At 71.5% G+C, this 23,556-nt stretch carries 25 protein-coding genes and 1 tRNA gene; 16 read left to right on the top strand and 10 right to left on the bottom strand.

Annotated elements, in window-relative coordinates; all coding sequences use genetic code 11:
- The first annotated feature begins 50 nt into the window (after positions 1-50).
- From rsmB to ACPOLB_RS13835, 5 genes are all read left to right on the top strand, one after another.
- Positions 51-1,385: a 16S rRNA (cytosine(967)-C(5))-methyltransferase RsmB gene (gene rsmB / locus ACPOLB_RS13855; RefSeq protein WP_425256584.1), complete on the top strand. Its 1,335-nt coding sequence runs from the start codon at positions 51-53 to the stop codon at positions 1,383-1,385.
- 21 nt (positions 1,386-1,406) lie between these two features.
- Positions 1,407-1,988, top strand: a complete 582-nt coding sequence (locus tag ACPOLB_RS13850; RefSeq protein ID WP_425256583.1) for a DUF4390 domain-containing protein — start codon at positions 1,407-1,409, stop codon at positions 1,986-1,988.
- 10 nt (positions 1,989-1,998) lie between these two features.
- Positions 1,999-4,299, top strand: a complete 2,301-nt coding sequence (locus tag ACPOLB_RS13845) for an ATP-binding protein (protein ID WP_425256582.1) — start codon at positions 1,999-2,001, stop codon at positions 4,297-4,299.
- 8 nt (positions 4,300-4,307) lie between these two features.
- A complete protein-coding gene (locus ACPOLB_RS13840; protein ID WP_425256581.1) occupies positions 4,308-4,994 on the top strand; it encodes a response regulator in 687 nt (228 codons plus the stop codon).
- Between the two features lie 34 nt (positions 4,995-5,028).
- A tRNA-Phe gene (locus ACPOLB_RS13835) sits at positions 5,029-5,104 on the top strand.
- A 61-nt stretch (positions 5,105-5,165) separates the two neighbouring features.
- Here the strand turns inward: ACPOLB_RS13835 and ACPOLB_RS13830 are convergent.
- From ACPOLB_RS13830 to ACPOLB_RS13815, 4 genes are all read right to left on the bottom strand, one after another.
- Positions 5,166-5,615, bottom strand: coding sequence for a hypothetical protein (locus tag ACPOLB_RS13830; RefSeq protein WP_425256580.1), 450 nt, complete (start codon positions 5,613-5,615; stop codon positions 5,166-5,168).
- 246 nt (positions 5,616-5,861) lie between these two features.
- Complete coding sequence (locus ACPOLB_RS13825; RefSeq protein ID WP_425256579.1) at positions 5,862-6,014, bottom strand: hypothetical protein; 153 nt, start codon at positions 6,012-6,014, stop codon at positions 5,862-5,864.
- 46 nt (positions 6,015-6,060) lie between these two features.
- Positions 6,061-6,243 carry a DUF3563 family protein gene (locus ACPOLB_RS13820; protein WP_425256578.1) on the bottom strand — a complete coding sequence of 61 codons (183 nt, stop codon included), beginning with the start codon at positions 6,241-6,243 and terminating at the stop codon, positions 6,061-6,063.
- Between the two features lie 225 nt (positions 6,244-6,468).
- Positions 6,469-7,335, bottom strand: a complete 867-nt coding sequence (locus ACPOLB_RS13815; protein ID WP_425256577.1) for an amidohydrolase family protein — start codon at positions 7,333-7,335, stop codon at positions 6,469-6,471.
- A gap of 194 nt (positions 7,336-7,529) precedes the next feature.
- On the opposite strand from ACPOLB_RS13815, the gene ACPOLB_RS13810 reads away from it, so the two are divergent.
- From ACPOLB_RS13810 to ACPOLB_RS13775, 8 genes are read left to right on the top strand one after another with little or no spacing between them, the layout of a single operon-like run.
- Entirely contained in the window at positions 7,530-8,339 is an 810-nt protein-coding gene (locus ACPOLB_RS13810) for a crotonase/enoyl-CoA hydratase family protein (RefSeq protein WP_425256576.1), read from the top strand.
- The gene (locus tag ACPOLB_RS13805; RefSeq protein WP_425256575.1) at positions 8,336-10,216 is read left to right on the top strand and encodes a feruloyl-CoA synthase; all 1,881 of its coding nucleotides are present in this window, start codon (positions 8,336-8,338) and stop codon (positions 10,214-10,216) included. The genes ACPOLB_RS13810 and ACPOLB_RS13805 overlap by 4 nt, the downstream gene beginning before the upstream one ends.
- Entirely contained in the window at positions 10,213-10,980 is a 768-nt protein-coding gene (locus ACPOLB_RS13800) for an SDR family NAD(P)-dependent oxidoreductase (protein ID WP_425256574.1), read from the top strand. Before ACPOLB_RS13805 ends, ACPOLB_RS13800 begins: the two co-directional genes overlap by 4 nt.
- A 22-nt stretch (positions 10,981-11,002) precedes the next feature.
- Positions 11,003-12,148, top strand: coding sequence for an ABC transporter substrate-binding protein (locus ACPOLB_RS13795; protein WP_425256573.1), 1,146 nt, complete (start codon positions 11,003-11,005; stop codon positions 12,146-12,148).
- 7 nt (positions 12,149-12,155) lie between these two features.
- On the top strand, positions 12,156-13,193 hold the full coding sequence (locus ACPOLB_RS13790; protein ID WP_425256572.1) for a branched-chain amino acid ABC transporter permease: 1,038 nt from the start codon (positions 12,156-12,158) through the stop codon (positions 13,191-13,193).
- Positions 13,194-13,195: 2 nt separating this feature from the next.
- Positions 13,196-14,953 (top strand): ABC transporter permease subunit, encoded by a 1,758-nt coding sequence (locus tag ACPOLB_RS13785; protein ID WP_425256571.1) that lies wholly within the window; start codon positions 13,196-13,198, stop codon positions 14,951-14,953.
- A complete protein-coding gene (locus ACPOLB_RS13780) occupies positions 14,953-15,684 on the top strand; it encodes an ABC transporter ATP-binding protein (RefSeq protein WP_425256570.1) in 732 nt (243 codons plus the stop codon). The genes ACPOLB_RS13785 and ACPOLB_RS13780 overlap by 1 nt, the downstream gene beginning before the upstream one ends.
- Entirely contained in the window at positions 15,684-16,151 is a 468-nt protein-coding gene (locus ACPOLB_RS13775; protein WP_425256569.1) for a MarR family winged helix-turn-helix transcriptional regulator, read from the top strand. The genes ACPOLB_RS13780 and ACPOLB_RS13775 overlap by 1 nt, the downstream gene beginning before the upstream one ends.
- On the opposite strand, the gene ACPOLB_RS13770 is transcribed toward ACPOLB_RS13775, so the two are convergent.
- From ACPOLB_RS13770 to ACPOLB_RS13760, 3 genes are read right to left on the bottom strand one after another with little or no spacing between them, the layout of a single operon-like run.
- Complete coding sequence (locus ACPOLB_RS13770; protein WP_425256568.1) at positions 16,143-16,610, bottom strand: TerB family tellurite resistance protein; 468 nt, start codon at positions 16,608-16,610, stop codon at positions 16,143-16,145. The two genes, ACPOLB_RS13775 and ACPOLB_RS13770, sit on opposite strands and share 9 nt — an antisense overlap.
- Before the next feature lies 1 nt (position 16,611).
- Positions 16,612-18,027, bottom strand: coding sequence for a M20 family metallopeptidase (locus ACPOLB_RS13765; RefSeq protein WP_425256567.1), 1,416 nt, complete (start codon positions 18,025-18,027; stop codon positions 16,612-16,614).
- Positions 18,027-18,326: an antibiotic biosynthesis monooxygenase family protein gene (locus ACPOLB_RS13760; protein ID WP_425256566.1), complete on the bottom strand. Its 300-nt coding sequence runs from the start codon at positions 18,324-18,326 to the stop codon at positions 18,027-18,029. The genes ACPOLB_RS13765 and ACPOLB_RS13760 overlap by 1 nt, the downstream gene beginning before the upstream one ends.
- 86 nt (positions 18,327-18,412) lie before the next feature.
- Between ACPOLB_RS13760 and ACPOLB_RS13755 the strand changes: the two genes are divergently transcribed.
- Together ACPOLB_RS13755 and ACPOLB_RS13750 are read left to right on the top strand one after the other, a co-directional pair.
- Entirely contained in the window at positions 18,413-19,288 is an 876-nt protein-coding gene (locus tag ACPOLB_RS13755) for a DMT family transporter (protein WP_425256565.1), read from the top strand.
- A 37-nt stretch (positions 19,289-19,325) separates the two neighbouring features.
- Positions 19,326-20,384: a phospholipase A gene (locus ACPOLB_RS13750; protein WP_425256564.1), complete on the top strand. Its 1,059-nt coding sequence runs from the start codon at positions 19,326-19,328 to the stop codon at positions 20,382-20,384.
- A 17-nt stretch (positions 20,385-20,401) separates the two neighbouring features.
- Here ACPOLB_RS13750 and ACPOLB_RS13745 read toward each other — a convergent pair whose 3' ends face one another.
- Positions 20,402-20,710, bottom strand: coding sequence for a flagellar basal body protein (locus ACPOLB_RS13745; protein WP_425256563.1), 309 nt, complete (start codon positions 20,708-20,710; stop codon positions 20,402-20,404).
- Positions 20,711-20,749: 39 nt separating this feature from the next.
- Here ACPOLB_RS13745 and ACPOLB_RS13740 point away from each other — a divergent pair, with 39 nt between their 5' ends.
- Positions 20,750-20,977 (top strand): RNA-binding S4 domain-containing protein, encoded by a 228-nt coding sequence (locus tag ACPOLB_RS13740; RefSeq protein WP_425256562.1) that lies wholly within the window; start codon positions 20,750-20,752, stop codon positions 20,975-20,977.
- Here the strand turns inward: ACPOLB_RS13740 and ACPOLB_RS13735 are convergent, their stop codons facing one another.
- Positions 20,978-21,658: a response regulator gene (locus ACPOLB_RS13735; RefSeq protein ID WP_425256561.1), complete on the bottom strand. Its 681-nt coding sequence runs from the start codon at positions 21,656-21,658 to the stop codon at positions 20,978-20,980. It abuts the gene before it with no gap.
- Positions 21,655-23,556, bottom strand: a complete 1,902-nt coding sequence (locus tag ACPOLB_RS13730; RefSeq protein WP_425256560.1) for a type IV pili methyl-accepting chemotaxis transducer N-terminal domain-containing protein — start codon at positions 23,554-23,556, stop codon at positions 21,655-21,657. Before ACPOLB_RS13730 ends, ACPOLB_RS13735 begins: the two co-directional genes overlap by 4 nt.

Here is a 23,556-nt window from a genome sequence, read left to right as displayed (position 1 = left end):
TTCGTGCACGGCCGCGCAGCGGCAGCCCTGCGGGCCTTAGACTGGATTGCGTGAACACCGCACCCACGTCGCTGCCGCTCGCGCACCTGCTGGACCTGACGGCCGACGCCGTGCTGGCCGTGAAGAGCGGGCGCTCGCTGAACGACGTGCTGGCCAAGGTGCCGGCGGCCGCGCGACCGGGCGTGCAGGCCCTGAGCTTCCACGCCATGCGCTGGCTGGGCGGCGCCACCGAGGTGCGCAACATCGTGGCGCCGAAGGTGCCACCGCCGAACGTCGACGCCCTGCTGCTCACCGCCGTGGCCCTGCTGTGGCCGGTGCCCGACCCGCCGTATGCCGAGCACACGCTGGTCGACCAGGCCGTCAACGCGGCGCGCCACCGCACGCCGGCCGCGGCAAACTTCATCAACGCCGTGCTGCGGCGCTTCCTGCGCGAGCGCGAGGCGCTGGTCGCGGCGGCGCGGCACCAGCCGCTGGGGGCGTTCAACCATCCGCTGTGGTGGATCGAGCGCCTGCGCCACGACTGGCCCGCACAGTGGCAGGCGCTGCTGGCCGCCAACAACGAGCACCCGCCGCTCACGCTGCGTGTCAATGCCCGCCGCGGCAGCGGCGAGGCCTACGTGCACCGCCTGGCGGCCCAGGGCCGCGCCGCGCACGTGCTGACCGACCCGGCGCTCGGTGGCCAGGCCGTGGTCGTGGAGCAGCCCGTGCCCGTGACGGTGCTGCCCGGCTTCGCCGAAGGCGAGGTCTCGGTGCAGGACGCCGCCGCACAGCGCGCGGCGCGGCTGCTGGTGGGCGCCGGCCTGCCGCCTGGGGCGCGCGTGCTCGACGCCTGCGCCGCGCCCGGCGGCAAGACCGCGCACATGCTGGAGCTGGCCGACTGCGACATGCTCGCGCTGGACAGCGACCCGGTGCGCCTGGCGCGCGTGCAGGACACGCTGAACCGCCTGCAGCTGCGCGCACGGCTGCAGGCCGGCGACGCGCGCGACACCGCCGCGTGGTGGGACGGCCGGCCGTTCGACGCCATCTTGCTGGACGCGCCCTGCAGCGCCTCGGGCATCGTGCGCCGCCACCCCGACGTGCGCTGGCTGCGCCGGCCCGACGACGTCACGGCACTGGCGCGTCTGCAGGCCGAGATGCTCGACGCGCTGTGGCCCCTGCTGGCGCCCGGCGGGCGGCTGCTGTACGCCACCTGTTCCGTGTTCAGGAGCGAGGGTTCGGCGCAGATCGATGCATTTTTGCAACGCCAGGGGCCCCAGGCCGCCCGGCTGGATCCCCTCTCGCCCGGCCATCTGCTGCCACTGGCCGACAATGCCAACACTGCGCTCCCCGGGGTGGCCCCGGCGCTGCAGGACGGTTTCTTCTACGCCCTGATCCACAAGACCTGAGCCGCTGCACGCCCCCAGCCCATGCCCCCAGTTCCGGTCCGCCGACGTCTTCTGCAGGGCCTGGGGCTCCTGCTGCTGCTGGGTGCGCTGGGCGCGTCGCCGCCGTTGCGGGCCGAGCCGGTCGAGCTGGCCCAGCTGGACCTGGCGCGCAGCGACGGCGCGCTGACGCTGGAGTTCGCCGCCCGCGTGACGCTGCCCCGGGCGGTCGAGGAGGCGCTGCACCGCGGCGTGCCGGTGTACTTCGTGGCCCAGGCCGACCTGAAGCGCAAGCGCTGGTACTGGCGCGACGAGCGCGTGGCACGTGTGACGCGCTCGTGGCGCGTGGCCTACCAGCCGCTGACCAACACCTGGCGCGTCAGCCTGGGCGGGCTGCACCAGAGCTACCCGTCGCTGGCCGACGCGATGGCCACCGTCTCGCGCAGCGGCGGCTGGCGCATCGCCGAACTGGCGCAGCTCGACGCGGACAGCCGCTACGAGCTGGAGTTCATCTACAAGCTCGACACCGCGCAGCTGCCCAGCTTCATGCAGATCGGCCTGGGCGGCCCGAACGAGTGGGCGATCGGCGCCGAGCGCGTGCTGCGGCTGGACGCCGACAAGCCTTGAGGCGGCCGCGATGACCAAGTCGGCCCGCTGGGCCTGGATCGTCAGCCTGGTGGCCATCACCGGCGCGGCGCTGGTGCTGGCCTTCGTGCTCAGCTTCAGCAGCGCCGGCACCGGCTTCTACGAGCGCCACTTCGTCTGGCTGTTCTGGGTCAACGTCGCGGTGGCGGCGCTGCTGGTGCTGGTCATCCTGCTGGCCATGCTGCGGCTGGCGGTGCGGGTGCGGCGCGGCAAGTTCGGCAGCCGGCTGCTCATCAAGCTGGCCGGCATCTTCGCGGTGGTGGGCCTGCTGCCGGGGCTGGTGATCTACACGGTGAGCTACCAGTTCGTCTCGCGCAGCATCGAGGCCTGGTTCGACGTCAAGGTGGCCGGTGCGCTCGACGCCGGCCTATCGCTGGGCAAGACCACGCTCGACGCCCTGGTCTCCGACATCGGCACGAAGACACGCGTGGCGGCCGAACGCCTGGCCGAGCAGCGCAGCACCATCACCCCGCTGACGCTGGAGCGGCTGCGCGAGCAGATCGGCGCCCGTGACGTGAGCCTGCTCGGCCACAACGGCCAGGTGCTGTTCACCGCCGGCGGCGGCACGGCGGCCGTGGCGCCCGAGCGGCCCGGGCTGCTGCTGCTGCGCCAGGCGCGGCTGTCGGGCATGGGCAGCCAGGTCGATGGCCTGGACGAGGAGTCCATCGCCGCCGCGAACGCGGGCGAGAGCGCCAAGGGCCCGCGGGTGCGGGCGCTGGCGCGCATCCCCAGCACCGACATCCGCCTGGCGCCGGCCGATGACCGGTTCCTGATGGTGGTGCAGCCGATCTCCCGCGCGCTGGCCATGAACGCGCTGGCGGTGCAGGCCGCGTACAGCGAGTACCAGCAGCGCGCGCTGGCGCGCGACAGCTTGCGCCGCATGTACATCGGCACGCTGACGCTGGCGCTGATCCTGGCGGTGTTCGGCTCGGTGCTGCTGGCCATCCTGCTGGGCAACCAGCTCGCGCGGCCGCTGCTGCTGCTGGCCGACGGCGTGCGCCAGGTCGCGGCCGGCGACCTGCAACCCAAGCCCGTGTTCGGGTCGGCCGACGAACTGGGCGGCCTGACGCGCAGCTTCGCGCAGATGACGGCGCAGCTGGCCGACGCGCGCGAGCAGGTCGAGCGCGGCGTGGCGCAGCTCGAGGGCGCGCGCACGCGGCTGCAGACCATCCTGGACACGCTGACGGCCGGCGTCATCGTGTTCGACCGCGAAGGCCGCATCGACACCGTCAACCCCGGCGCCACGCGCATCCTGCGCCTGCCGCTGAGCGCGTGGCGCGGCCGCCGCCTGGGCGAGCTGCCCGAGCTGGAGGCTTTCGCCAAGAGCGTCGACCAGCGCTACGAGCTGCTGGCCACCAGCCCCGAGGCCGGCGAGCGCGACCAGTGGCAGGACGCCTTCGAGCTGGGTCGCGGCGACGGCAACACGCTGACGCTGCTGGTGCGCGGCGCGCCGCTGCCGGGCGAGCAGCGGCTGATGGTCTTCGACGACATCACCGAGGTCGTCTCGGCGCAGCGCAGCCAGGCCTGGGCCGAGGTGGCGCGGCGGCTGGCGCACGAGATCAAGAACCCGCTGACGCCGATCCAGCTGTCGGCCGAGCGGCTGCAGCACCGCCTGGAGAGCAAGCTCGAAGGCAACGACCAGAGCCTGCTGATCCGCAGCGTGGCCACCATCGTCAACCAGGTGGCGGCGATGCAGACGCTGGTCAACGAGTTCCGCGACTACGCCCGGCTGCCGGCGGCGCAGATGAAGCCGCTGGACCTGAACGCGCTGGTGGCCGAGGTGATGGCGCTGTACGGCCACGCGCACGACCGCGGCGTGCTCGGCGTGCGGCTGGCCGAGCAGCCGCCGCGCATCCTGGGTGACGCGACGCAGCTGCGCCAGGTGATCCACAACCTGGTGCAGAACGCGCTGGACGCGGTGGGCGAGCAGGACGACGGCCACGTCGAGCTCAGCACCTCGGTGGCGCGGGGCGAACACGGCGAGCTGCGCGCGCTGCGCCTGACGGTGCTGGACAATGGCCCGGGCTTCCCCGAGAAGGTGCTCAAGCGCGCCTTCGAACCCTACGTCACCACCAAGTCCAAGGGCACCGGCCTGGGACTGGCCGTCGTGAAGAAGATCGCCGACGAACACGGCGCCCGGCTGCGCGCGGTGAACGTGCAGGCGGGCGAGGAGCCCGATGCCCCCATCACCGGGGCCCGAGTTTCGTTATCATTTTCGAACTTCGCGCCGCCGGCAGCCGGCCCGCACGAAGGTCCCGCACCGGCGACCGGTGACGCAACGCAGGTGCACTGACCCCGCCCATGGCCACGATTCTGGTAGTTGACGACGAGCTCGGCATCCGCGCGCTGTTGTCCGAGATCCTCACCGACGAGGGCCACACCGTCGAACTGGCGGAGAACGCAGCCCAGGCCCGCGCGGTGCGCGAACTGCTGCGGCCCGACCTGGTGCTGCTGGACATCTGGATGCCCGACGTCGACGGCATCACGCTGCTGAAGGAGTGGGGCGCCAGCGCCCAGCTCAGCATGCCCGTGATCATGATGAGCGGCCACGGCACCATCGACACCGCCGTGGAAGCCACGAAGTACGGCGCCACGGCCTTCCTGGAAAAGCCCGTCACGCTGCAGAAGCTGCTGCGCGCGGTGGAGCAGGCGCTGGTCAAGCCCGGCCTGCGCGCGGCCACGCCGCCGCCGGCGCTGCGCGAGATCACGCTGCCCGGCAGCGACGCCATGGTGCATGCCACGCTGATGCCGATGCCGGCGCTGCAGCAGCCCACCGGCCCGCAGCCCGAGCAGAGCTTCGACCTCGACCGCCCGCTGCGCGAGGCGCGCGATGCCTTCGAGAAGAGCTACTTCGAGTTCCACCTGGCCAAGGAAGGCGGCTCGATGACGCGTGTGGCCGAGAAGACCGGCCTCGAACGCACGCACCTGTACCGCAAGCTCAAGCAGCTGGGCGTCGACCTGTCGCGCAACAAGCGCGGCCTCGTGTGAACGACGTCAGAACCCGGGTTATACTCACGGGCTCGGCCTGGTAGCTCAGTTGGTAGAGCAGCGGATTGAAAATCCGCGTGTCGGTGGTTCGATTCCGCCCCAGGCCACCAAGAAACCGATCGAAGAAGCCCGGCGCCTGCGCCGGGCTTCTTCGTTTCTGGCGTCTGCCGGTCACCCCACCGTCAATGCCGTTTGCCGCGTGGCGCAGATGCTGTTCAGCGCGCTGTCGTACCAGCAGGCCTTGGCGACGATGGTGTAGTTGCCCGGCTGCAGGTTCACGCCCACGCCCATGCTGCACGACAGCACGCGGTTGCTGCCGTAGGTGCAGGCCAGCGTCTCGGGGTTGGCGCAGGGAAAGGCGGCGCTGCAGTTGCGGCCCAGGAACTTGTTGCTGTCGCCGGCGGTGCTGGCTGCGGCGCCCGCGGGGATGGCGTGGGCCGAGACGTGGTACGCGGTCGCTGCCAGGCCCGTGGCCGTGGCCGACCAGGTGGCGTTGACGCCGACGCTGCCGCTCTGCGGTGCGGCGACGGTGCTGCTGCTCAGGCTGAAACTGCGCAGATCGACACCGCTGGTGTCGTCGCCATCGCTGCCGCCGCCGCAGGCGGTCAGTGCAATGGCCAAGGCCAGGCTGGCCCATCGGGCGTGGCGGAGCGAAACGATCGGGCGTCGAGACATGCGGATTCCGGGATGAAGTTGATCAACGGGTCGAGTTCGCGGCAGCAAGCCAGACGCCGGCTGTCGGCTCGACGGGAAGATATCAACAATGCTCCCAGAAAAACGGTGCAAGTATCACTCGCACGCAGAGGCGTGCAAATTTGCACATTCAAGTGTTTCCGGCGGATTTGATCCGCCGAGGCCATCCAGGCCTCAGTTGTGCCGCGCCAACGGGCCCAGGGCCAGGCGTTCAAGCGCTGCCAGGCCGTGCTCGAAATCGCGCGATTCGAGCAGCGACTTGCGCACCAGGCCGGCCTGCACGGCCTGCGCGTGCTGCAGGCGCAGGGCGTCGAACGGCCAGTGCATCAGCGATCCGACAGCTGCCCCCAGAGGCAGGGGGAAGGCGCAGCAGTCAGCGTGCATACAGGCCGAGCGCGATGCCACCGTTGCGGTTGCGACCACGCTCGTCGATGCTGCGCATGCGGCGCTCGAGGTCGTGGATGTCGACGGAATCGGCCAGGTAGGCTTCGTCGCGGTCACGCTGCGACTCGACGACGGGCAGCAGGGACTTCAGGAATTGCAGGATCGGGTGCATGGTGTGGCGCTCCTCGTGAGAGCAGAGTTCAGGGTTTTCCCTGAGCACACTGTAGACGATCAGGGTTTTCCCTGAAGTGCGCTATGCCACAGATGCGGGACTCATTTGCAGTGGCGCTCCCCCCAGGTCGTGATGCAGTCGACGCGCTGCGGCGTGCGGGCGCTCACTTAGGGGCTTGGTTCCACCAGTCGCCTGCCTGGACCGCTCCGGCCGGTCCCCATGCGATCAAGCGCCCAGCCGCAGCAGCCGCTTGGCGTTTTCCTTCAGGATCAGCGGTTTCACCTTGTCCTTGAAGCCCGCCTCGTCGAAGTCCTTCATCCAGCGTTCGGGCGTGATCAGCGGGTAGTCGCTGCCGAACAGCATGCGGTCCTTCAGCAGCGTGTTGGCGTACTGCACCAGCTGCGCCGGAAAGTACTTCGGGCTCCAGCCCGAGAGGTCGATCCACACGTTGGGCTTGTGCAGCGCCAGGCTCAGCGCCTCGTCCTGCCAGGGCCAGCTGGGGTGGGCGATGACGATCTCGATGTCGGGGAAGTCGATCGCCACGTCCTCCAGCAGCATCGGGTTGCTGTTCTGCAGCCGCAGGCCGCCGCCGCAGCGCATGCCCGAGCCGATGCCGCTGTGGCCGCTGTGGAAGATGGCGGGCAGCTTGTACTCGGCGATCACCTCGTACAGCGGCCAGGCCATGCGGTCGTAGGGCAGGAAGCCCTGCACCGTGGGGTGGAACTTGAAGCCCTTGACGCCGCACTCCTCGACCAGCCGGCGCGCCTCGCGCGCGCCCATCTTTCCTTTGTGCGGGTCGATGCTGGCGAAGGCGATCATCATGTCGCTGTTCTCGCGCGCGGCGTCGCAGATCTCCTCGTTGGGGATGCGCCGGCGCCCCAGCTGGCTCTCGCTGTCCACCGTGAACATCACGAGGCCGAGCTTCCTCTCGCGGTAGTACGCCACCGTCTCGGCGATCGTCGGCCGGCGGTCGCTGCCGAAGTACTTGTCGGCCGCGCGGTCGTACTCCTCGCCGTAGCTGTCGAAGGGGTTGCGGCACGACACCTCGGCGTGGGTGTGGATGTCGATGGCGATCAGGTCGTCGGTCTTCACGGTCGCGGGCTCCCTGCTGCGGCGGCAGTAATTACTTTGATGAACTAAGTTGGTCGATCTTGCGACGGGCCGTTCCCAAGAGATCAGCGGGTTAACCCGCATCTGCGGTTGAACTGGCAGCGGTCGACGAGGGTTTCACCTGAGCCCGTTCGACCCATTTAATTATCAAATACAACTAGTTTTGGAGACCGCGCATGACCCCCGCCTTCACACCCGCCAGTGGCCTGCTGGCCAGCCTGTCGCTGCTGCGCATCGAGACCGCGGGCGCGCTGGTGCACCTGCGGCTGCTGCGGCCGGCCAAGCGCAACGCCATCAACGACACGCTGATCCAGCAGATCCACACCGCCATGGTGAACCTGCCCGACCAAGCGCGCGCGCTGGTGCTCAGCGGCGAAGGCGCGCACTTCTGCGCCGGCCTGGACCTGTCGGAGATGAGCGAACGCAGCACCTTCGATGGCGTCTTCCACTCGCGCATGTGGCACGCCGCGATGGACGCGGTGCAGTTCGGCCGCGTGCCGGTGGTCGCGGTGCTGCACGGCGCGGTGGTGGGCGGCGGGTTGGAGCTGGCCAGCAGCGCGCACATCCGGGTGGCCGAAGACAGCGCCTTCTACGGCCTGCCCGAAGGCCAGCGCGGCCTGTTCGTCGGCGGGGGCGGCTCGGCGCGCGTGCCGCGGCTGATCGGCTTCAGCCGCATGAGCGACATGATGCTCACCGGGCGCGTGCTCGACGCTGACGAAGGCCAGTCCGTGGGCCTGTCGCACTACCGCACGGCCGACGGCGCCGGGCTGACCAAGGGCATCGAGCTCGCGCAGAAGATCGCCGCCAACGCGCCGCTGTCCAACTACGCGGTGATGCAGGCGCTGCCGCGCATCGCCGACCTGTCGCAGAGCGACGGCCTCTTCGTCGAATCGCTGATGGCCGCCATCGCCCAGGGCGACGACGCGGCCAAGCAGCGCATGCGCGACTTCCTGGAAGGCCGCGCCGGCAAGGTGCAGAAGTCGTGAGCACCGCCGACGCGACCCCGCGCTACCGCCCCGTGCGCGTGGGGGGCTGCACCGAGGCGGTGGCTGAGCGCCGGCCCGACGGCACGCTGCTGCTGCGCTCCACCGAGCCGCTGGGCGCCTACCCGGCGCGGCTGATGGACAAGCTGCAAGAGCACGCCGCCGCCACGCCCGACCGCGTGCTGGCCGCGCAGCGCGGGCCCGACGGCGCCTGGATCACCGTGACCTACGCGCAGATGCTGCAGCGCGCGCGCCGCCTGGGCCAGGCGCTGGCGCAGCGCGGGCTGTCGGCCGAGCGGCCGATCGCGATCCTGTCCGACAACGACCTCGACCACCTCACGCTGGCCTTCGCCGCGCAGTGGGTGGGCGTGCCCTACGCCCCCGTGTCGGCGGCCTACAGCCTGCTGTCGCAGGACTTCGCGAAGCTGCGCCACATCCTCGGCACGCTGACGCCGGGCCTGGTGTTCGCGAGCCACGGCGCGCCGTTCGCGCGCGCCATCGCCGCCTGCGTGCCGGCCGACGTGGAAGTCGTGCTGGCCGAAGGCACGCTGGAGGGCCGCGCCACGACGCGCTTCGCGCCGCTGCTGGACACCGAGCCCGGCGCCGCCGAAGCCGCGGCGCACGCCGCCACCGGCCCCGACACCATCGCCAAGTTCCTGTTCACCTCGGGCTCGACCAAGCAGCCCAAGGGCGTGGTCAACACGCAGCGCATGCTGTGCAGCAACCTGCAGATGATCCGGCAGTGCTTCGCCTTCCTGCAGGACGAGCCGCCCGTGCTGGTGGACTGGCTGCCGTGGAACCACACCTTCGGCGGCAACCACAACGTCGGCATCGCGCTCTACAACGGCGGCTCGCTGTACATCGACGGCGGCAAGCCCACGCCCAAGGGCATCGCGGCCACGCTGCAGAACCTGCGCGAGATCGCGCCCACCATCTACTTCAACGTGCCCAAGGGCTTCGAGGAGATCGCGCGCGCGATGGACCACGACCCGGCGCTGCGCAGGAACCTGTTCTCGCGCGTGCGGGCCTTCATGTATGCCGGCGCCGGGCTGAGCCAGGCGGTGTGGGACCACCTCGACCGCCACGCGGTGGCCGAGACCGGCGAGCGCATCTGCATGTTCACCGGCCTGGGCATGACCGAGACCGCGCCCAGCTGCACCTTCGCGGTCGGCACGCAGGTGAAGTCGGGCCACATCGGCCTGCCCGCGCCGGGTGTGGACGTGAAGCTGGTGCCCGCCGACGGCAAGCTGGAGGTGCGCTTCCGCGGCCCCAACGTGATGCCGGGCTACTGGCGCGCGCCGGCCGAGACCGCCGCAGCGCTGGACGCCGAAGGCTTCTACTGCACCGGCGACGCGGTGACGCTGCTGGACGCCGCCCACCCCGAGCGCGGCCTGGCCTTCGACGGCCGCATCGCCGAGGACTTCAAGCTCAGCACCGGCACCTTCGTCAGCGTCGGCCCATTGCGCGCGAAGGTCATCCTGGCCGGCGACCCGCTGGTGCAGGACGTGGTGGTGGCCGGCATCAACCGCGACGACCTGGGCCTGCTGGTCTTCCCGCGGCTGGACGACGCGCGCCGCCGCTTCGGCCTGCCCGCCGAGATGGATGCGGCCACCGTGCTGGCGCAGCCCGCCGTGCGTGCCTTCTTCCAGGACCTGCTGGACCGCCTGTGGGCCGCCGGCACCGGCAGCGCCAACCGGCCGGCGCGCGCGCTGCTGCTGGCCGAGCCGCCGCACATCGACCGCGGCGAGGTCACCGACAAGGGCTCGATCAACCAGCGCGCCGTGCTGCTGCACCGCGCCGACCTCGTCGAGCGGCTGTACGCCGAGCAGCCCGACGCCGACGTGCTGCTGCCGCAACTGCCAGCCAAGGAGACCGCATGAACATCGACGGACAGACCGCCTTCGTCACCGGCGGCGGCTCGGGCCTGGGCGAGGCGGTGGCCCGCGAGCTCGCACGCCTGGGCGCGCACGTGGTCGTGGCCGACGTCAACGCCGACGGCGCCGCGCGCGTGGCGGCCGACATCGGCGGCCTGGCCTGCGCCTGCGACATCACCGACACCGCCGCCGTCACGGCGGCGCTCGACGCCGCCGCAGCGCGCTTCGGCGGCGCGCCGCGCATCGTGATGAACATCGCCGGCATCGGCACCGCCAGGCGCGTGATCCAGAAGGACGGCGCGCCCGCGCCGCTGGAAGACTTCGAGCGCGTCATCCGCATCAACCTGGTGGGCACCTACAACGTGATCCGCCTGACCGCCGCGCGCATCGCCGCGCTGCCGCCGCTGGCCGACGGCGAACGCGGCGTCATGCTGTGCACGGCCTCGGTGGCCGCCTACGACGGCCAGGTCGGGCAGGAGGCCTATGCCGCCAGCAAGGGCGGCCTCGTGGGCATGACGCTGCCGCTGGCGCGCGACCTGGCGCAGTGGGGCGTGCGTGTCGTCACCGTCGCGCCGGGCCTGTTCCTCACGCCGCTGATGGCGCAGCTGCCACCCGAGGTGCAGCAGTCGCTGGCCGGCAGCATCCCGTTTCCGAAGCGGCTGGGCCAGCCGCAGGAATTCGCGGCACTCGCCGCGCACATCGTCACCAACGTGCACCTCAACGGCGAGGTCATCCGCCTCGACGGTGCACTGCGCATGGCCCCCCGTTGACCACCCCCGAAGGAGACAAGCGATGAACCCGATCAAGACCCTGGTGGCTGCGGCCGCCGCAGCCGCCGCCGTGCTGATGTCCGTGCCCGCCTGGGCCGACGTGAACATCGGCGTCACGCTCTCGCTCACCGGCCCGGCCTCGGGCCTGGGCATCCCGGTGGGCAACCAGTTCAAGCTGTGGCCGCAGACCATCGCCGGCGAGAAGGTGAACCTGATCATCCTCGACGATGCTTCCGACCCCGGCAAGGGCGTGCAGAACGCACGCCGCTTCGTCACCGACGACAAGGTCGACATGATCTTCGGCGGCTCCATCACCACGGTCTCGGCCGCGGTGGCGCCGGTGGCCTTCGAGGCGAAGACGACGCAGATCTCGATCGCCCCGGTGGGCGTGCCGCCCGACCAGGAGCGTTTCGTGTTCCGCCTGCCGCAGGGCTTCGCGGTGATGGCGCATCCCATCGTCGAGCACATGAAGAAGACCGGCGTGAAGACGGTCGGCTTCCTCGGCTACACCGACGCCTACGGCGAACTCTGGCTCAAGGAGATCACCAAGCAGGCCGGCGACGCCGGCATCAAGGTGGTGGCGACCGAGCGCTTCGCGCGCAGCGACACCAGCGTCACGCCGCAGGCGCTGAAGCTGGTGGCCGCCAACCCCGACGCGATGCTGGTCGTGGCCTCGGGCTCGGGCGCGGCGATGCCGCACAAGGCCATCATCGAGCGCGGCTTCAAGGGCCGTGTCTACCAGACGCACGCCGCGGCCACGCCCGACCTGGTGCGCATCGGCGGCAAGGACGTCGAAGGCGCCTTCGTCGTGTCGGGCCCGGCCGTGGTGGCCGAGCAGCTGCCCGACAGCCACCCGTCGAAGGCGGCGGCGGTGGACTTCGTCACCAGGTACGAAGCCGCCTATGGCAAGGGCCAGCGCAACCAGTTCGCCGGCCACGCCTACGACGCGAAGATCATGCTCGAGAAGATCCTGCCGGTGGCGCTGAAGAAGGCCAAGCCCGGCACGCCCGAGTTCCGCGCCGCGCTGCGCGACGCGGTCGAAGGCATGGGCCGCACGATCTTCTCGCACGGCGTGATGAACTGGACCGCCGCCGACCACTGGGGCTACACGAACGAGACCGGCGTGCTGCTGCAAGTGGTGGGCGGCCAGTTCGTGGTCGCGAAGTAGGCACGCCATGGACGCGACGATCGCCGGCATCCTGGCCCTGGACGGCTTGACCAACGGCGCCATCTACGCGCTGCTGGCGCTGGCCACGGTGCTGGTCTTCGCCGTCACGCGGGTGATCTTCATCCCGCAGGGCGAGTTCGTCGCGTTCGGTGCGCTGACGCTGGCGTTGCTGCAGGCCGGCAAGGTGCCGGGCACGGTGTGGTTCCTGCTGGTGCTGGCCGGCGCCGTGGCGCTGGCCGACCTGGTGCAGGGGCTGCGCCAGCGCCGCGGCGCCGGTCGGCTGCTGAAGGAGCTGGCGACCACGCTGGCCTGGCCGGTGGCGGTGTCGCTGGTGGCCATCTGGGCCGCGCCGCGCGGGCTGCCGCTGCTGGCGCAGGCGGCGCTGACGGTGGCGCTGGTCACGCCCTTCGGGCCGCTGCTGTACCGGCTGGCCTACGAGTCGCTGGCCGATGCCAGCGTGCTGGTGCTGCTGATTGTCTCGGTGGGCGTGCACTTCGCGCTGGTCGGGCTGGGCCTGTTCTTCTTCGGCGCCGAGGGCTTCCGCAACCCGAGCTTCTGGGACGAGCGCTTCAGCCTCGGCGGCATCACGCTGTCGGGCCAGACGCTGATCATCTTCATCGCCTCGCTGGCGCTGATCGTCGGGCTCTGGCTGTTCTTCGAGAAGTCGCTGTCGGGCAAGGCGCTGCGCGCGACCGCGGTGAACCGGCTCGGGGCGCGGCTGATGGGCATCTCCAGCAGCAGCGCCGGGCGGCTGTCGTTCACGATGGCGGCCTTCATCGGTGCGCTCTCGGGGCTGCTGATCGGCCCCACCACCACCGTCTTCTACGACAGCGGCTTCCTGATCGGCCTGAAGGGCTTCGTGGCCGCGGTGTTCGCCGGCCTGTCGAGCTACCCGCTGGCGCTGGTGGGCGCCCTGGGCGTGGGGCTGCTGGAGAGCTTCGGCTCGTTCTGGGCCAGCGCCTACAAGGAGGTGATCGTGTTCTCCACGATCCTGCCGGTGCTGCTGTGGCGCTCGCTGCGCGACCCGCACAGCGAGGAACACTGACCATGCGGTTCGCCTTTCCGATCTTCGCCGTCTTGATGATGGTGCTGCCGGCGCTGCCGGTGCCCGACTTCTGGATCACGCAGAGCATCTACATCGGCCTGTACGCGATCGTCGCGCTGGGCCTGGTGCTGCTGACGGGCGTGGCCGGGCTCACGTCGTTCGGCCAGGCGGCCTTCGTCGGCGTGGGCGCCTACACGGCGGCCTTCCTGGCCACCAAGCTCGGCATCTCGCCCTGGCTCACGCTGTGGGTGGGCATCGCGCTGGCGGTGGGCGCGGCCGTGCTGCTGGGCGCGCTGACGCTGCGCATGTCGGGCCACTACCTGCCGCTGGCCACCATCGCCTGGGGCCTGGCGCTGAACTACACGATGGCCAACATGGAATGGCTGGGCAAGTACGACGGCCTGCTGGGCATCCCGGCGCTGTCGCTGTTCGGCTTCGACCTGGGCACCGGCCGCGGCCTGCACCCGCTGGTGTGGGCGATCGCGCTGCTGGCGGCGCTGGCGGCGCTGCGGCTGCTGGACTCGCGCCCCGGCCGGGCCATCCGCGCGCTCAAGAGCGGCTCGACGATGGCCGAGGCCATGGGCATCTCGACCTTCCGCTACAAGCTCACGGTCTTCGTCTTCGCCGCCTTCCTGGCCGCGGTCTCGGGCTGGCTGTTCGCGCACTTCCAGCGCAGCGTGAGCCCGTCGCCGTTCGGCATCAACAAGGGCATCGAGTACCTGTTCATGGCCGTGCTGGGCGGGGTCGGCCACGTCTGGGGCGCCTTCCTCGGCTCGGCCGTGGTGCGGCTGGTCGAGGACAAGCTGCAGGTGCTGCTGCCGCAGCTGATCGGCACCAGCGGCAACTTCGAGACCATCGTCTTCGGCATCGTGCTCGTGGTGGTGCTGAAGTACGCCCCCGACGGCCTGTGGAGCTTCGTCGGTCGCTGGTGGCCCCAGCCCGTGCGCGTGAAGGACTGGGACGGCGCGCCGCCGCTGCCGCGGCGCGACAAGCCCGCGCGCGGCGAGCGCCTGCTGGAGGTGGACGCGGTGCGCAAGCAGTTCGGCGGCCTGGTGGCGGTCAACGACGTCAGCTTCGGCCTGCACGCCGGCGACATCGTGGCGCTGATCGGCCCCAACGGCGCCGGCAAGTCCACCACGTTCAACCTGATCACCGGTGTGCTCGGGCTCAGCGGCGGCGCGGTGCGCTGGCGCGGCGAGGTCATCTCGGGCCGGCCGTCGCGCGCCATCGCGCGGCTGGGCATCTCGCGCACCTTCCAGCACGTGAAGATGATCCCCGAGATGACGGTGCTGGAGAACGTGGCGCTCGGCGGCTACGGCCGCACGAAGGCCGGCGTGCTGCAGGCCGTGCTGCGGCTGGACCGCGCCGAGGAGCGGCAGCTCTTCGCCGAGGCCGAGGCGCAGCTGGCGCGCATCGGCATGGCCGGGCAGATGCACGAACTCGCCGGCAACCTGGCGCTGGGCCCGCAGCGGCTGATGGAGATCGCGCGTGCGCTGTGCACCGACCCCGCGCTGCTGCTGCTGGACGAACCCGCCGCCGGCCTGCGCCACAAGGAGAAGCAGGCGCTGGGCGACGTGCTGCGGCAGCTGAAGGCCGAAGGCCTGAGCATCCTGCTGGTGGAACACGACATGGATTTCGTGATGGGCCTGGCCGACCGCGTGGTGGTGATGGAGTTCGGCACGCGTCTGATCGAAGGCACGCCGGCCGAGGTGCAGGCCAGCCCCGCCGTGCGCGCCGCCTACCTGGGGACGGAACACTGATGGCCATGCTGCTGCAAGTGCACGACCTGCACGCCGGCTACGGCCGTGCCGAGGTGCTGAGCGGCCTCGACTTCCACCTCGAGGCCGGCCAGGTCGTCACCGTCATCGGCCCCAACGGCGCCGGCAAGAGCACGACGCTGAACGCGCTGATGGGCGTGCTGCCGTCCCGCGGCCGCATCGTCTTCGACGGCGTCGACCTCGCCGACACCACGCTGGAAGAGCGCGTGATGCTGGGCCTGGCGCTGGTGCCCGAGAAGCGCGAGCTGTTCGGCACCATGCCGGTGGAAGACAACCTGGTGCTGGGCGGCTACCGCGCGATGAAGCAGCGCGTGCCGCACTGGAAGCGCGAGATCGAGCGCGTCTACGAACTGTTCCCGCGGCTGAAGGAACGCCGCGCGCAGCTGGCCGGCACGCTCAGCGGCGGCGAGCGTCAGATGCTGGCGGTGGGCCGCGCGCTGATGTCCGCGCCCAAGCTGCTGATGCTGGACGAACCCAGCCTGGGCCTGGCGCCGCTGATCGTGCGCGAGATCTTCCGCATCATCGTGCAGCTGCGCCAGCAGGGCACCAGCATCCTGCTGATCGAGCAGAACGCGCGGGCGGCGCTGGAAGTGGCCGACCACGGCTACGTGCTGGAGACCGGCAGCATCGCGCTCGAAGGCCCGGCCGCGCAGCTGGCCGGCGACCCGCGCGTGATCGAGACCTACCTGGGCGCTGTGCGCAAGGCAAGCTGATGGCTGCCGTGGGCGACACCAAGCCGGGCACCGAACTGCTCGACACCGGCAGCGTGCACCACCTGATGGGCTACCTGGTGGCGATGGCCGCGGTGCAGACGCGCCGCGCCTTCCAGGAAACCCTGGGCACGCCCTACGACCTGCGCACGGTGGAGTTCACGCTGCTGATGCTGCTGCTGGGCAACGGCAGCGCCAGCCCCAAGCAGCTGGCGCGCACCCTGGACATGCCGGCGCCCAACGTCACGGTGCTGGTGGACAAGCTGGCCGCGCGCGGCCTGGTGGAACGCCGCCGCAGCAGCACCGACGGCCGCGCGCTGCAGGTGCTGCTGACGCCCGCCGGCCAGGCCCTGGCGCGGCGTGCGCACGCCACCTCGCAGACCAGCGAAGAGCAGCTGCTGCAGCGCCTGACGACCGGCGAACGCGCGATGCTGCGCGAGCTGCTGGTGAAGCTGGCGGGCTCAGCCTGATCCGGCCGCCGCCTTCGCCCGCATCTTGGCATTGATGTAGGCGCCGTGCGGCACGTGCAGCAGGTCGGCGATGCGCCACAGCACGTGCTGCTCGTGCGCGGCCAGGTGGCCGTCGGCGTAGGCCACCTGCCACATCGCCTCGATCACACGCAGCTTGCGGCCTTCGTCGAGCTGCGCGTTCAGCGCCGACGTGAACGCATGGAAGTCGGTGGCGGTGCGCGCGGTGTGCTCGGCCAGTTCCACCAGCCGCGCCAGCTCGTCGTCGGCGAGCGCGAACTTGCTCTTCAGCGCGGCGATCACGGCCTGGCGCTCGGCCGGGCCGGTCTCGGTGTCGGCGCGCATCACCTCCACCAGCAGCACCGCAGTGGCCAGCTGCAGCCGGTGCTCCTCCTGCTGCGGCGTGGCGGCCGCCTGCGGCGCCACGAGGCTGTCGAACAGGTCCTTCAGCGTGCGCAGCATCTCAGGCCCCCTCGCGGTGCAGGCGCGGCAGCGTTGCCGCCTCGTCGCCGAGGTCCCAGAACAGGCCGGTCATCAGCACCAGCGCCTCGCGGGCCACCGGGGCCAGCAGGTGTTCGTCGGGCGCGTGCTGCTGGCAGGCCGGGTAGCTGTGCGGCACCCACACGGTCGGCAGGCCCAGCAGGTCAGCGAACACGTCGTTGGGCAGCGAGCCGCCCAGGTTGGGCAGCAGCACCGGCGTCTTGCCGCTGCTGTGTGCGATGGAGGCCAGCGCGAAGCGCACCCAGGCGTTTTCGGGGTCCAGCCGCGTGGCCGCCATCACCACCGGCTCGCTCACCGTGATGGCGCCGAAGCCGTGGGCCGCCAGGTGCTGCTGCACGTGCTGGCGCAAGTGGGCGACGTCGGTGCCCACCACGAAGCGCATGTGCAGGTGCGCCTGCGCCGACGCCGGAATGGCGTTGACCGGGAAGTCCGGGTTGCCGGTGCGGTAGGCCAGCACGTCGAGCGTGTTCCACGCGAACACGCGTTCGGCCGGGGTCTGGTCGGGCTCGCCCCAGTCGGGGTCGATGGCGGGGTCGCCGGGGCCGCCGCCCACCTGCAGGCCGGCGAGCGCTGCACGCACGTTGGCGGGGATCGGCGGCGGCCGCAGCGCGTCCACCAGGATGCGGCCGCGTGCGTCCACCAGCGAGGCGATCGCGTGCGCGAGGATCGTGCCCGGGTTGGCCAGCAGCCCGCCCCAGTTGCCGCTGTGGTGCGCGCCGTCGCGCAGCGTCAGCGAGAGGTCGAAGTTGGCGACGCCGCGCGAGCCGAGGAAGACCGTGGGCGCATCGGCGCGCAGCCGCGGGCCGTCGCTGGCGATCAGCACGTCGGCGGCCAGCGCGGCGCGCTGCGCGGCGCAGAACGCGGCCAGGCCGGGCGAGCCGGTTTCCTCGCCGGTCTCCACCAGCCAGGTCACGTTGAAGCCGAGGTGGCCGCGCACCGCCAGCACCTGCGCCAGCGCCGCGATGTTGATGCTGTGCTGGCCCTTGTTGTCGGCGGTGCCGCGGCCGTAGAGCCGGTCGCCGTCGGCCTGCAGCGTCCAGGGGCCGGCGCCGCGCGTCCAGCTCTTGTCCTGGCCGCGGATGACGTCGCCGTGGCCGTACATCAGCACCGTCGGCAGGTCGTCGCCTTCGTGGCGCCGGGCGATCAGGAACGGGCCGAAGGCGGGTTCGGGGTTGGGATGGAGGCTCGACGTGAAGCCCAGCGCTGCCAGCGCGGGCACCAGTTCGTCGGCCAGGTAGGCGTGCAGTGCCGGGCCGCTGCCGGCCTGCTGGCTCTCGGTGCGGATGGCGACGCGGCGCGCCAGGTCGCGCACGAAGCCGCCGCCGTCGAAGTGGGCGGCCGCTGCCGCCAACGCCGTGTCGCGCATCGGCTCGGGCATCAGCTCTTGCCGACCAGCGTGAAGTGCTCCACCACCGGCGGCGCCGCGAAGAACGGGCCGATGATGGCGCGCCACTGCGGGAACAGCGGGCCCTGGCGGAAGCCGACCGTGTGGTCCTCCAGCGTCTCCCAGTAGATCATCAGCACGTAGCGCTCGGGCGTCTCGACGCTGCGGTTGACCTTCCAGCCCTTGAAGCCCTGGGCCTGGACGGCGATGGTGTTGATGGCGCGCTGGATGGCCTCTTCGAAGGCGGCGTTCTGGCCGGCGGGGATGCGGAAGTCGGCGATTTCGAGGATCACGGCGAGTGTCTCCGGGGGGTTGGAATGCCGATTGTGCAGCGGCACCCTGCAAGCCTGCTGGCGATGGCACCGCTACCATCGCAGCCATGTTGAAGGCCGACGATGCGCGTGCCCGGCGCATCGGCATCGGCCTGGTGACGCTCGCCACGCTGTGCTTTGCGCTGCTGGACGCCTGTGCCAAGTGGCTGGTGCAGGACCTGCCGGTGTTCGAGGTGGTGTGGCTGCGCTTCGCCGTGCACGTGGTGCTGATGGGCGTGCTGCTGGCGCCGCGCCACGGCTGGTCGCTGCTGCAGATGAAGAGCCCGAAGCTGCACCTGCTGCGCGGCAGCATGCTGGCGGCGATGACGGCGCTGAACTTCTGGGCGCTGCAGTTCCTGCAGCTGGCCGAGACCGGCGCCATCCAGTTCAGCGTGCCGCTGCTGATCGCGCTGCTGTCGGCGTGGTGGCTGCGCGAGCGGCTCGACGCGCGGCGCTGGATCGCCATCGTCACCGGCTTCATCGGCGTGCTGCTCGTCATCCGGCCGGGTTCGCAGGCCTTCCACCCGGCGATCCTGCTGTCGGTGATGAACGCGCTGCTGTACGCGGCCTTCAACCTGCTCACGCGCCGCATGGCGGCCACCGAGTCACCCGAGGCCCTGCAGCTGGTGTCGGCCATCTGCGCCACGCTGTGGCTGGCGCCGGCGGCGCTGTCGGTGTGGCAGACGCCCGAGACGCTGCTGCAGTGGGGGGTGATCGGCCTGTGCGGGCTGATGGGCGGCGTCGGCCACCTGTTCGTCGCGCAGGCGCACCGCCATGCCTCGGCCGCGGTGCTGGGGCCGTTTCTCTACCAGCAGATCCTGTACATGACGCTGTGGGGCTGGCTGGTCTTCGCCCAGGTGCCCGATGCCTTCGTCGTGGCCGGCGCGCTGGTGGTGGTGGTCAGCGGGCTGTGGCTGCTGTGGATGGAGATGCGGCGCGCCTGAGGTAGTCTGCGCGCCGTTGCCTGCCGACGGAGCCTGCATGACCTTGTCGATCCCCGCCCGCCGCGCCGCGGCTGCGGCCTTGCTGGCTGCGGCCGGCGTGCAGGTCCGGGCCCAGCCCGACGCCGCCGCCTGCGTGCGGCTCGACGACCCCGCAGCGCGGCTGGCGTGCTACGACCGCGTGCACCAGCGGGTGGCACCGGCGGCGGCGCCGGCATCGGCCCCGGCCGCTGCCGAGACCGCCGCGCCGACCGCGGTGGACACGCCGCTGTCGGACTCGATGTTCGACGACCGCTGGGACCTCGACGGCCGCCGCCGCGGCGCGCTGTTCGAGCCGCGCGCCTACAAGCCCGTGTACCTGCTGCCGGTGACGTGGACCGACCGCGTCAACACCACCCCCACCTCGCCCACGCCCGAGAACCGCGTGCTGGAGCCGCTGGACCTGCGCGCCACCGAGGTCAAGTACCAGGTCAGCTTCAAGGCCAAGCTGGCCGAGCGCCTGTTCGGCGAACGCGGCTCGCTCTGGGCGGGCTACACGCAGTCGTCGCGCTGGCAGGTCTACGCCGGCTCGGCCTCGCGCCCGTTCCGCGAGACCAACTACGAGCCCGAGCTGATGCTGGGCTGGCCGCTGCAGCAGCGGCTGGGCGACTGGCACTTCCGCCACCTGATGGTGTCGCTGAACCACCAGTCCAACGGCCGCTCGCTGCCGCTGTCGCGCAGCTGGAACCGCGTCATCGCGTCGCTGCAGGCCGAGAGCGGCGACTGGACGGCCGAGTTCCGCCCCTGGCTGCGCCTGCACGAGGAACCCGGCGACGACGACAACCCCGACATCGAGGACCACGTCGGCCGTGCCGAGCTGCAGCTGACGCGGCGCTGGCGCATCGGCGAGCGCACGCACATCGGCGCGCTGCAGCTGCGCCATTCGCTGCGCGGCGGCGACCGCTCGCGCGGCTCGGCGCAGCTGGAGTGGGAGTTCCCGATCGACGGCGCGCTGCGCGCCCACCTGCAGTGGTTCAGCGGCTACGGCGAGAGCCTGATCGACTACAACCTGCGCCAGAACAAGCTGGGGCTGGGGATCTCGATCGTGGGCTGGCGCTGAGCGCCGGCATCCGCGCTTCAGGCCACCGCGCGCAGCAGCGCGCCGGCCATCGCGTCGCCGGTGCGGAACACGGCCAGATTCGCGAGGAAGGCGTTCTTCGCCTGCAGCTGGCCCACCAGGTCGGTGGCCAGGCTGTCCAGCCCCTCACCCGATGGCGGCAGCGTGCGCACGCTGGTGGCCACGCCGCTGTCGGGCACCGTGGCGGCCACGGCCTGCTGGCGCTGGAAACCGCTTGTGGCGGCGTTGGCGATGTTGTGCCCGGCCACGCCCAGTGCGGCCTGCGCAGACTGCATGCCTGACAACGCGATGCCGGAGACGGAGGTCATGCACCACAGCGTAGCGTGCCCTGGTGTCCAATGGCGGCCATGCCCACCACCGATTTCCCGCTGCGCGGCGACTACATCACGCTCGATGCCCTGCTGAAGGCCGCCGGCCTGGCCCACAGCGGCGGCGCCGCCAAGCTGCTGATCGCCGACGGCGCGCTGCAGGTCAACGGCGCGGTGGAGACCCGCCGCGGCCGCAAGCTGCGCGCGGGCGACGTGGTGGCGCTGGGCGCCGTGCAGCTGCGCGTCGTGGGCGCCGCGGCCGGCTGATCAGTCGCCGTGGCCGTTGCCGCGCGTGGCGTACACCGCCGCCTGCACGCGCGAGCTGAGGCCCAGCTTGCGCAGGATGTGCTGCACGTGGATCTTCACCGTGGTCTCGGCGATCGCCAGCGTGCGCGCGATCTCCTTGTTGCTGGCGCCGAGCGCGATCTCGGCCAGGATCTGCTGCTCGCGCGGCGACAGGCTGGCCAGCGGGTCGGCCGGCGCGGGCGCGGGGGCCGCGGGCGCCGCCGGCTCGGGCTGCAGCGACTGGAAGGCCGTCACCAGCTTGCCCGTCATCTCGGGGCTGATGGTGGACTGCCCGGCCACCGTGCGCACGATGGCGCTGGCCAGCGCGTCGCTGTCCACCGTCTTCAGCAGGTAGCCGCGCGCACCGCCGCGCAGCGCTGCCGCCAGGTCGCGCTCGTCCTCGCTCACCGTCAGCATCAGCACCTGCGCGCGCGGCGCCACCTCGCGCAGCCCGGCCAGCGCCTGCACGCCGTGCACGCCGGGCAGGTGGTTGTCGAGCAGCACCACGTCGGGCTGCGTCTCGGCCGCGCGGCGCTGCGCCTCGCCGGCATCACCTGCTTCGGCGACGACCTCGAAGCGCGGGTCGCCGGCCAGCAGCGCGGTGATGCCGCGGCGGAAGAGCGTGTGGTCGTCGACCACCAACACACGGATGGGCACGGTCATGCCGCCAGCGCCTGCGTGGCCACGCGCGGCGGCAGCGTCAGCACGACGCAGGTGCCGGCGCCGGGCACCGAGTCGATCTCGACGCTGGCGCCGATGCGCTGCGCCCGCTCGCGCATGATGCGCAGACCCACATGCGTTTCGTCGGGCCCGCCGGTGGCGGCGTGGTCGAAGCCGCGGCCGTCGTCGCGCACTTCCACGCGCCAGTGCGGTGCCTGCTGCACTTCCACCCAGACCTCGCGCGCGCCGGCGTGCTTGCGCACGTTCGACAGCGCCTCCTGCACCACGTGCAGCACCTGCACCTGCACGTCGGGCGCCAGCGGCATGCCGCTGCCTTCCACCGCCAGGTGCGTGGCCAGGCCGGTCTGGTGCTCGAACTTGCGCAGCGTGGTCTGCAGCGCCGGCGTGATGTCTTCGGCGTTGGTGCGGGTGCGGAAGTGCAGCAGCAGCTCGCGCACGTCCGACAGGCTCTCGTGCACGCCGGCATCCAGCTCGGCCAGCGTGCGCTCGACCTGCGCCGCGTCCTGCCGCTTCAGCGCGCCCCGCAGCAGCCCGACCTGGATCTTCAGGAAGGCCAGGCTCTGCGCGATGGAATCGTGCAGCTCGCGCGCCAGCAGGCCGCGTTCCTCGGCCACCGCGGTCTCGCGCATCAGCGCGCCGGCGCGCAGGCCCTCGATGGCGCCGGCCAGGTGGCTGGCCAGCGTGTCGAGCAGCGCGCGGTCGTCGTCGGACAGCGTGGCCGGGCTGCGGAAGAACAGGTTCAGCTCGCCGACCATGCGCTCCTGCAGCCGCACCGGCACGCTGATGACGGTGTGGAAGCCGGCCCGCTCGCAGTGGCCCAGCAGGCCTTCGGTGCCTTCCACGCGGATCGGGATCACGCGGGTCTCGGCCAGGCCCTGCGGCTGGCCGCAGAAACAGTCGCCGGTGGGCACGCAGTGCTCCTCGTCCACCAGGTCCTGCGGCAGGCCGTCGGCGGCCAGCATCAGGTAGCGCGCGTTGCTCTCGTCGGACCAGCGCACCGCGCTGGCGTCGGCCCGCGCCACGCGCCGCACCTGCTGCGCGAACCCCTGCGCCAGCGCGTCCAGCGTGGTGGCGCGCGTGACGAAGGCCGCAGCCTCGTACAGCGCCGCCAGCCGGGCGTGCTGCTGCTCCAGGCCGAGCGTCTTTTCCTGCACCTTGGCTTCCAGCGTCTGGTACAGGCCCTGCAGCGTCTCGGCCATGCGGTTGAAGCCCTGCGAGAGCGCACCGAACTCGTCGTCGGAGGCCACGTCGACGCGCGCCGACAGGTCGCCTTCGCGCACGCGCAGCAGCCCGGCCTGCAGCCGCGCCAGCGGATTGAAGACGAAGAGGTAGGCCGAGTACAGCAGCGCCACCGCGCCGGCGATGGTCAGCGCCACCAGCAGGAACTGGAACGCGTTGAGGATCGCGGTCAGCCGCGCCAGCTGGCGCTCGATGGCCGAGACGAAGCGGTCGATGTGGCCGACGAAGGCCTCGGCCCGCAGCGCCGCCTGCTGCGCGGCGGGCGCGGGTGCGGCCGGCGGTGCCGGCACCCACGCGTCGCGCAGCACCTGCCATTCGTGCCGCACGGTGTCGAAGGCGGCCTGCGAGCTGCCGTCCTGCGGCACGAACAGCGGCCGCGACGGGTCGCCGCTGCGCAGCAGCGCCAGGCTGTCGTCGAAGTCCCGGGCCAGCGTGTCGATGCGGGCGCCGTCGCCGCTGCCCAGCGCCTGCGCCAGGCGCCAGGTCTGCATGCGCATGCGCCCGGCTTCGTTGACGGCCGCGGCGCCGCCCTCGAGCTGCCAGGTCACCCACAGCGTGAGGCCGATCGAGGCCAGCGCCATCAGCAGCAGCGTGCCGCCGATGGCACCGAGCTTGGCCGACAGGCTGCGGGGCTTGTGCAT

It is taken from the genome of Rubrivivax soli (assembly GCF_049810355.1).
In the GTDB taxonomy this organism is placed as follows: Bacteria; Pseudomonadota; Gammaproteobacteria; order Burkholderiales; family Burkholderiaceae_C; genus Rubrivivax.
Note: the sequence above shows the minus strand (reverse complement) of the source record. Positions and strands in the feature narration are given on the sequence as shown.

Excerpts from the sequence above, each read along its gene's own strand:
- ACPOLB_RS13850 (WP_425256583.1), top strand. The coding sequence starts at position 1,407 with ATGCCCCCAGTTCCGGTCCGCCGACGTCTTCTGCAGGGCCTGGGGCTC.
- ACPOLB_RS13845 (WP_425256582.1), top strand. The coding sequence starts at position 1,999 with ATGACCAAGTCGGCCCGCTGGGCCTGGATCGTCAGCCTGGTGGCCATC.
- ACPOLB_RS13840 (WP_425256581.1), top strand. The coding sequence starts at position 4,308 with ATGGCCACGATTCTGGTAGTTGACGACGAGCTCGGCATCCGCGCGCTG.
- ACPOLB_RS13825 (WP_425256579.1), bottom strand. The coding sequence starts at position 6,014 with ATGCACTGGCCGTTCGACGCCCTGCGCCTGCAGCACGCGCAGGCCGTG.
- ACPOLB_RS13820 (WP_425256578.1), bottom strand. The coding sequence starts at position 6,243 with ATGCACCCGATCCTGCAATTCCTGAAGTCCCTGCTGCCCGTCGTCGAG.
- ACPOLB_RS13810 (WP_425256576.1), top strand. The coding sequence starts at position 7,530 with ATGACCCCCGCCTTCACACCCGCCAGTGGCCTGCTGGCCAGCCTGTCG.
- ACPOLB_RS13800 (WP_425256574.1), top strand. The coding sequence starts at position 10,213 with ATGAACATCGACGGACAGACCGCCTTCGTCACCGGCGGCGGCTCGGGC.
- ACPOLB_RS13795 (WP_425256573.1), top strand. The coding sequence starts at position 11,003 with ATGAACCCGATCAAGACCCTGGTGGCTGCGGCCGCCGCAGCCGCCGCC.
- ACPOLB_RS13790 (WP_425256572.1), top strand. The coding sequence starts at position 12,156 with ATGGACGCGACGATCGCCGGCATCCTGGCCCTGGACGGCTTGACCAAC.
- ACPOLB_RS13785 (WP_425256571.1), top strand. The coding sequence starts at position 13,196 with ATGCGGTTCGCCTTTCCGATCTTCGCCGTCTTGATGATGGTGCTGCCG.
- ACPOLB_RS13780 (WP_425256570.1), top strand. The coding sequence starts at position 14,953 with ATGGCCATGCTGCTGCAAGTGCACGACCTGCACGCCGGCTACGGCCGT.
- ACPOLB_RS13775 (WP_425256569.1), top strand. The coding sequence starts at position 15,684 with ATGGCTGCCGTGGGCGACACCAAGCCGGGCACCGAACTGCTCGACACC.
- ACPOLB_RS13770 (WP_425256568.1), bottom strand. The coding sequence starts at position 16,610 with ATGCTGCGCACGCTGAAGGACCTGTTCGACAGCCTCGTGGCGCCGCAG.
- ACPOLB_RS13765 (WP_425256567.1), bottom strand. The coding sequence starts at position 18,027 with ATGCCCGAGCCGATGCGCGACACGGCGTTGGCGGCAGCGGCCGCCCAC.
- ACPOLB_RS13755 (WP_425256565.1), top strand. The coding sequence starts at position 18,413 with ATGTTGAAGGCCGACGATGCGCGTGCCCGGCGCATCGGCATCGGCCTG.
- ACPOLB_RS13750 (WP_425256564.1), top strand. The coding sequence starts at position 19,326 with ATGACCTTGTCGATCCCCGCCCGCCGCGCCGCGGCTGCGGCCTTGCTG.
- ACPOLB_RS13745 (WP_425256563.1), bottom strand. The coding sequence starts at position 20,710 with ATGACCTCCGTCTCCGGCATCGCGTTGTCAGGCATGCAGTCTGCGCAG.
- ACPOLB_RS13740 (WP_425256562.1), top strand. The coding sequence starts at position 20,750 with ATGCCCACCACCGATTTCCCGCTGCGCGGCGACTACATCACGCTCGAT.
- ACPOLB_RS13735 (WP_425256561.1), bottom strand. The coding sequence starts at position 21,658 with ATGACCGTGCCCATCCGTGTGTTGGTGGTCGACGACCACACGCTCTTC.
- ACPOLB_RS13730 (WP_425256560.1), bottom strand. The coding sequence starts at position 23,556 with ATGCACAAGCCCCGCAGCCTGTCGGCCAAGCTCGGTGCCATCGGCGGC.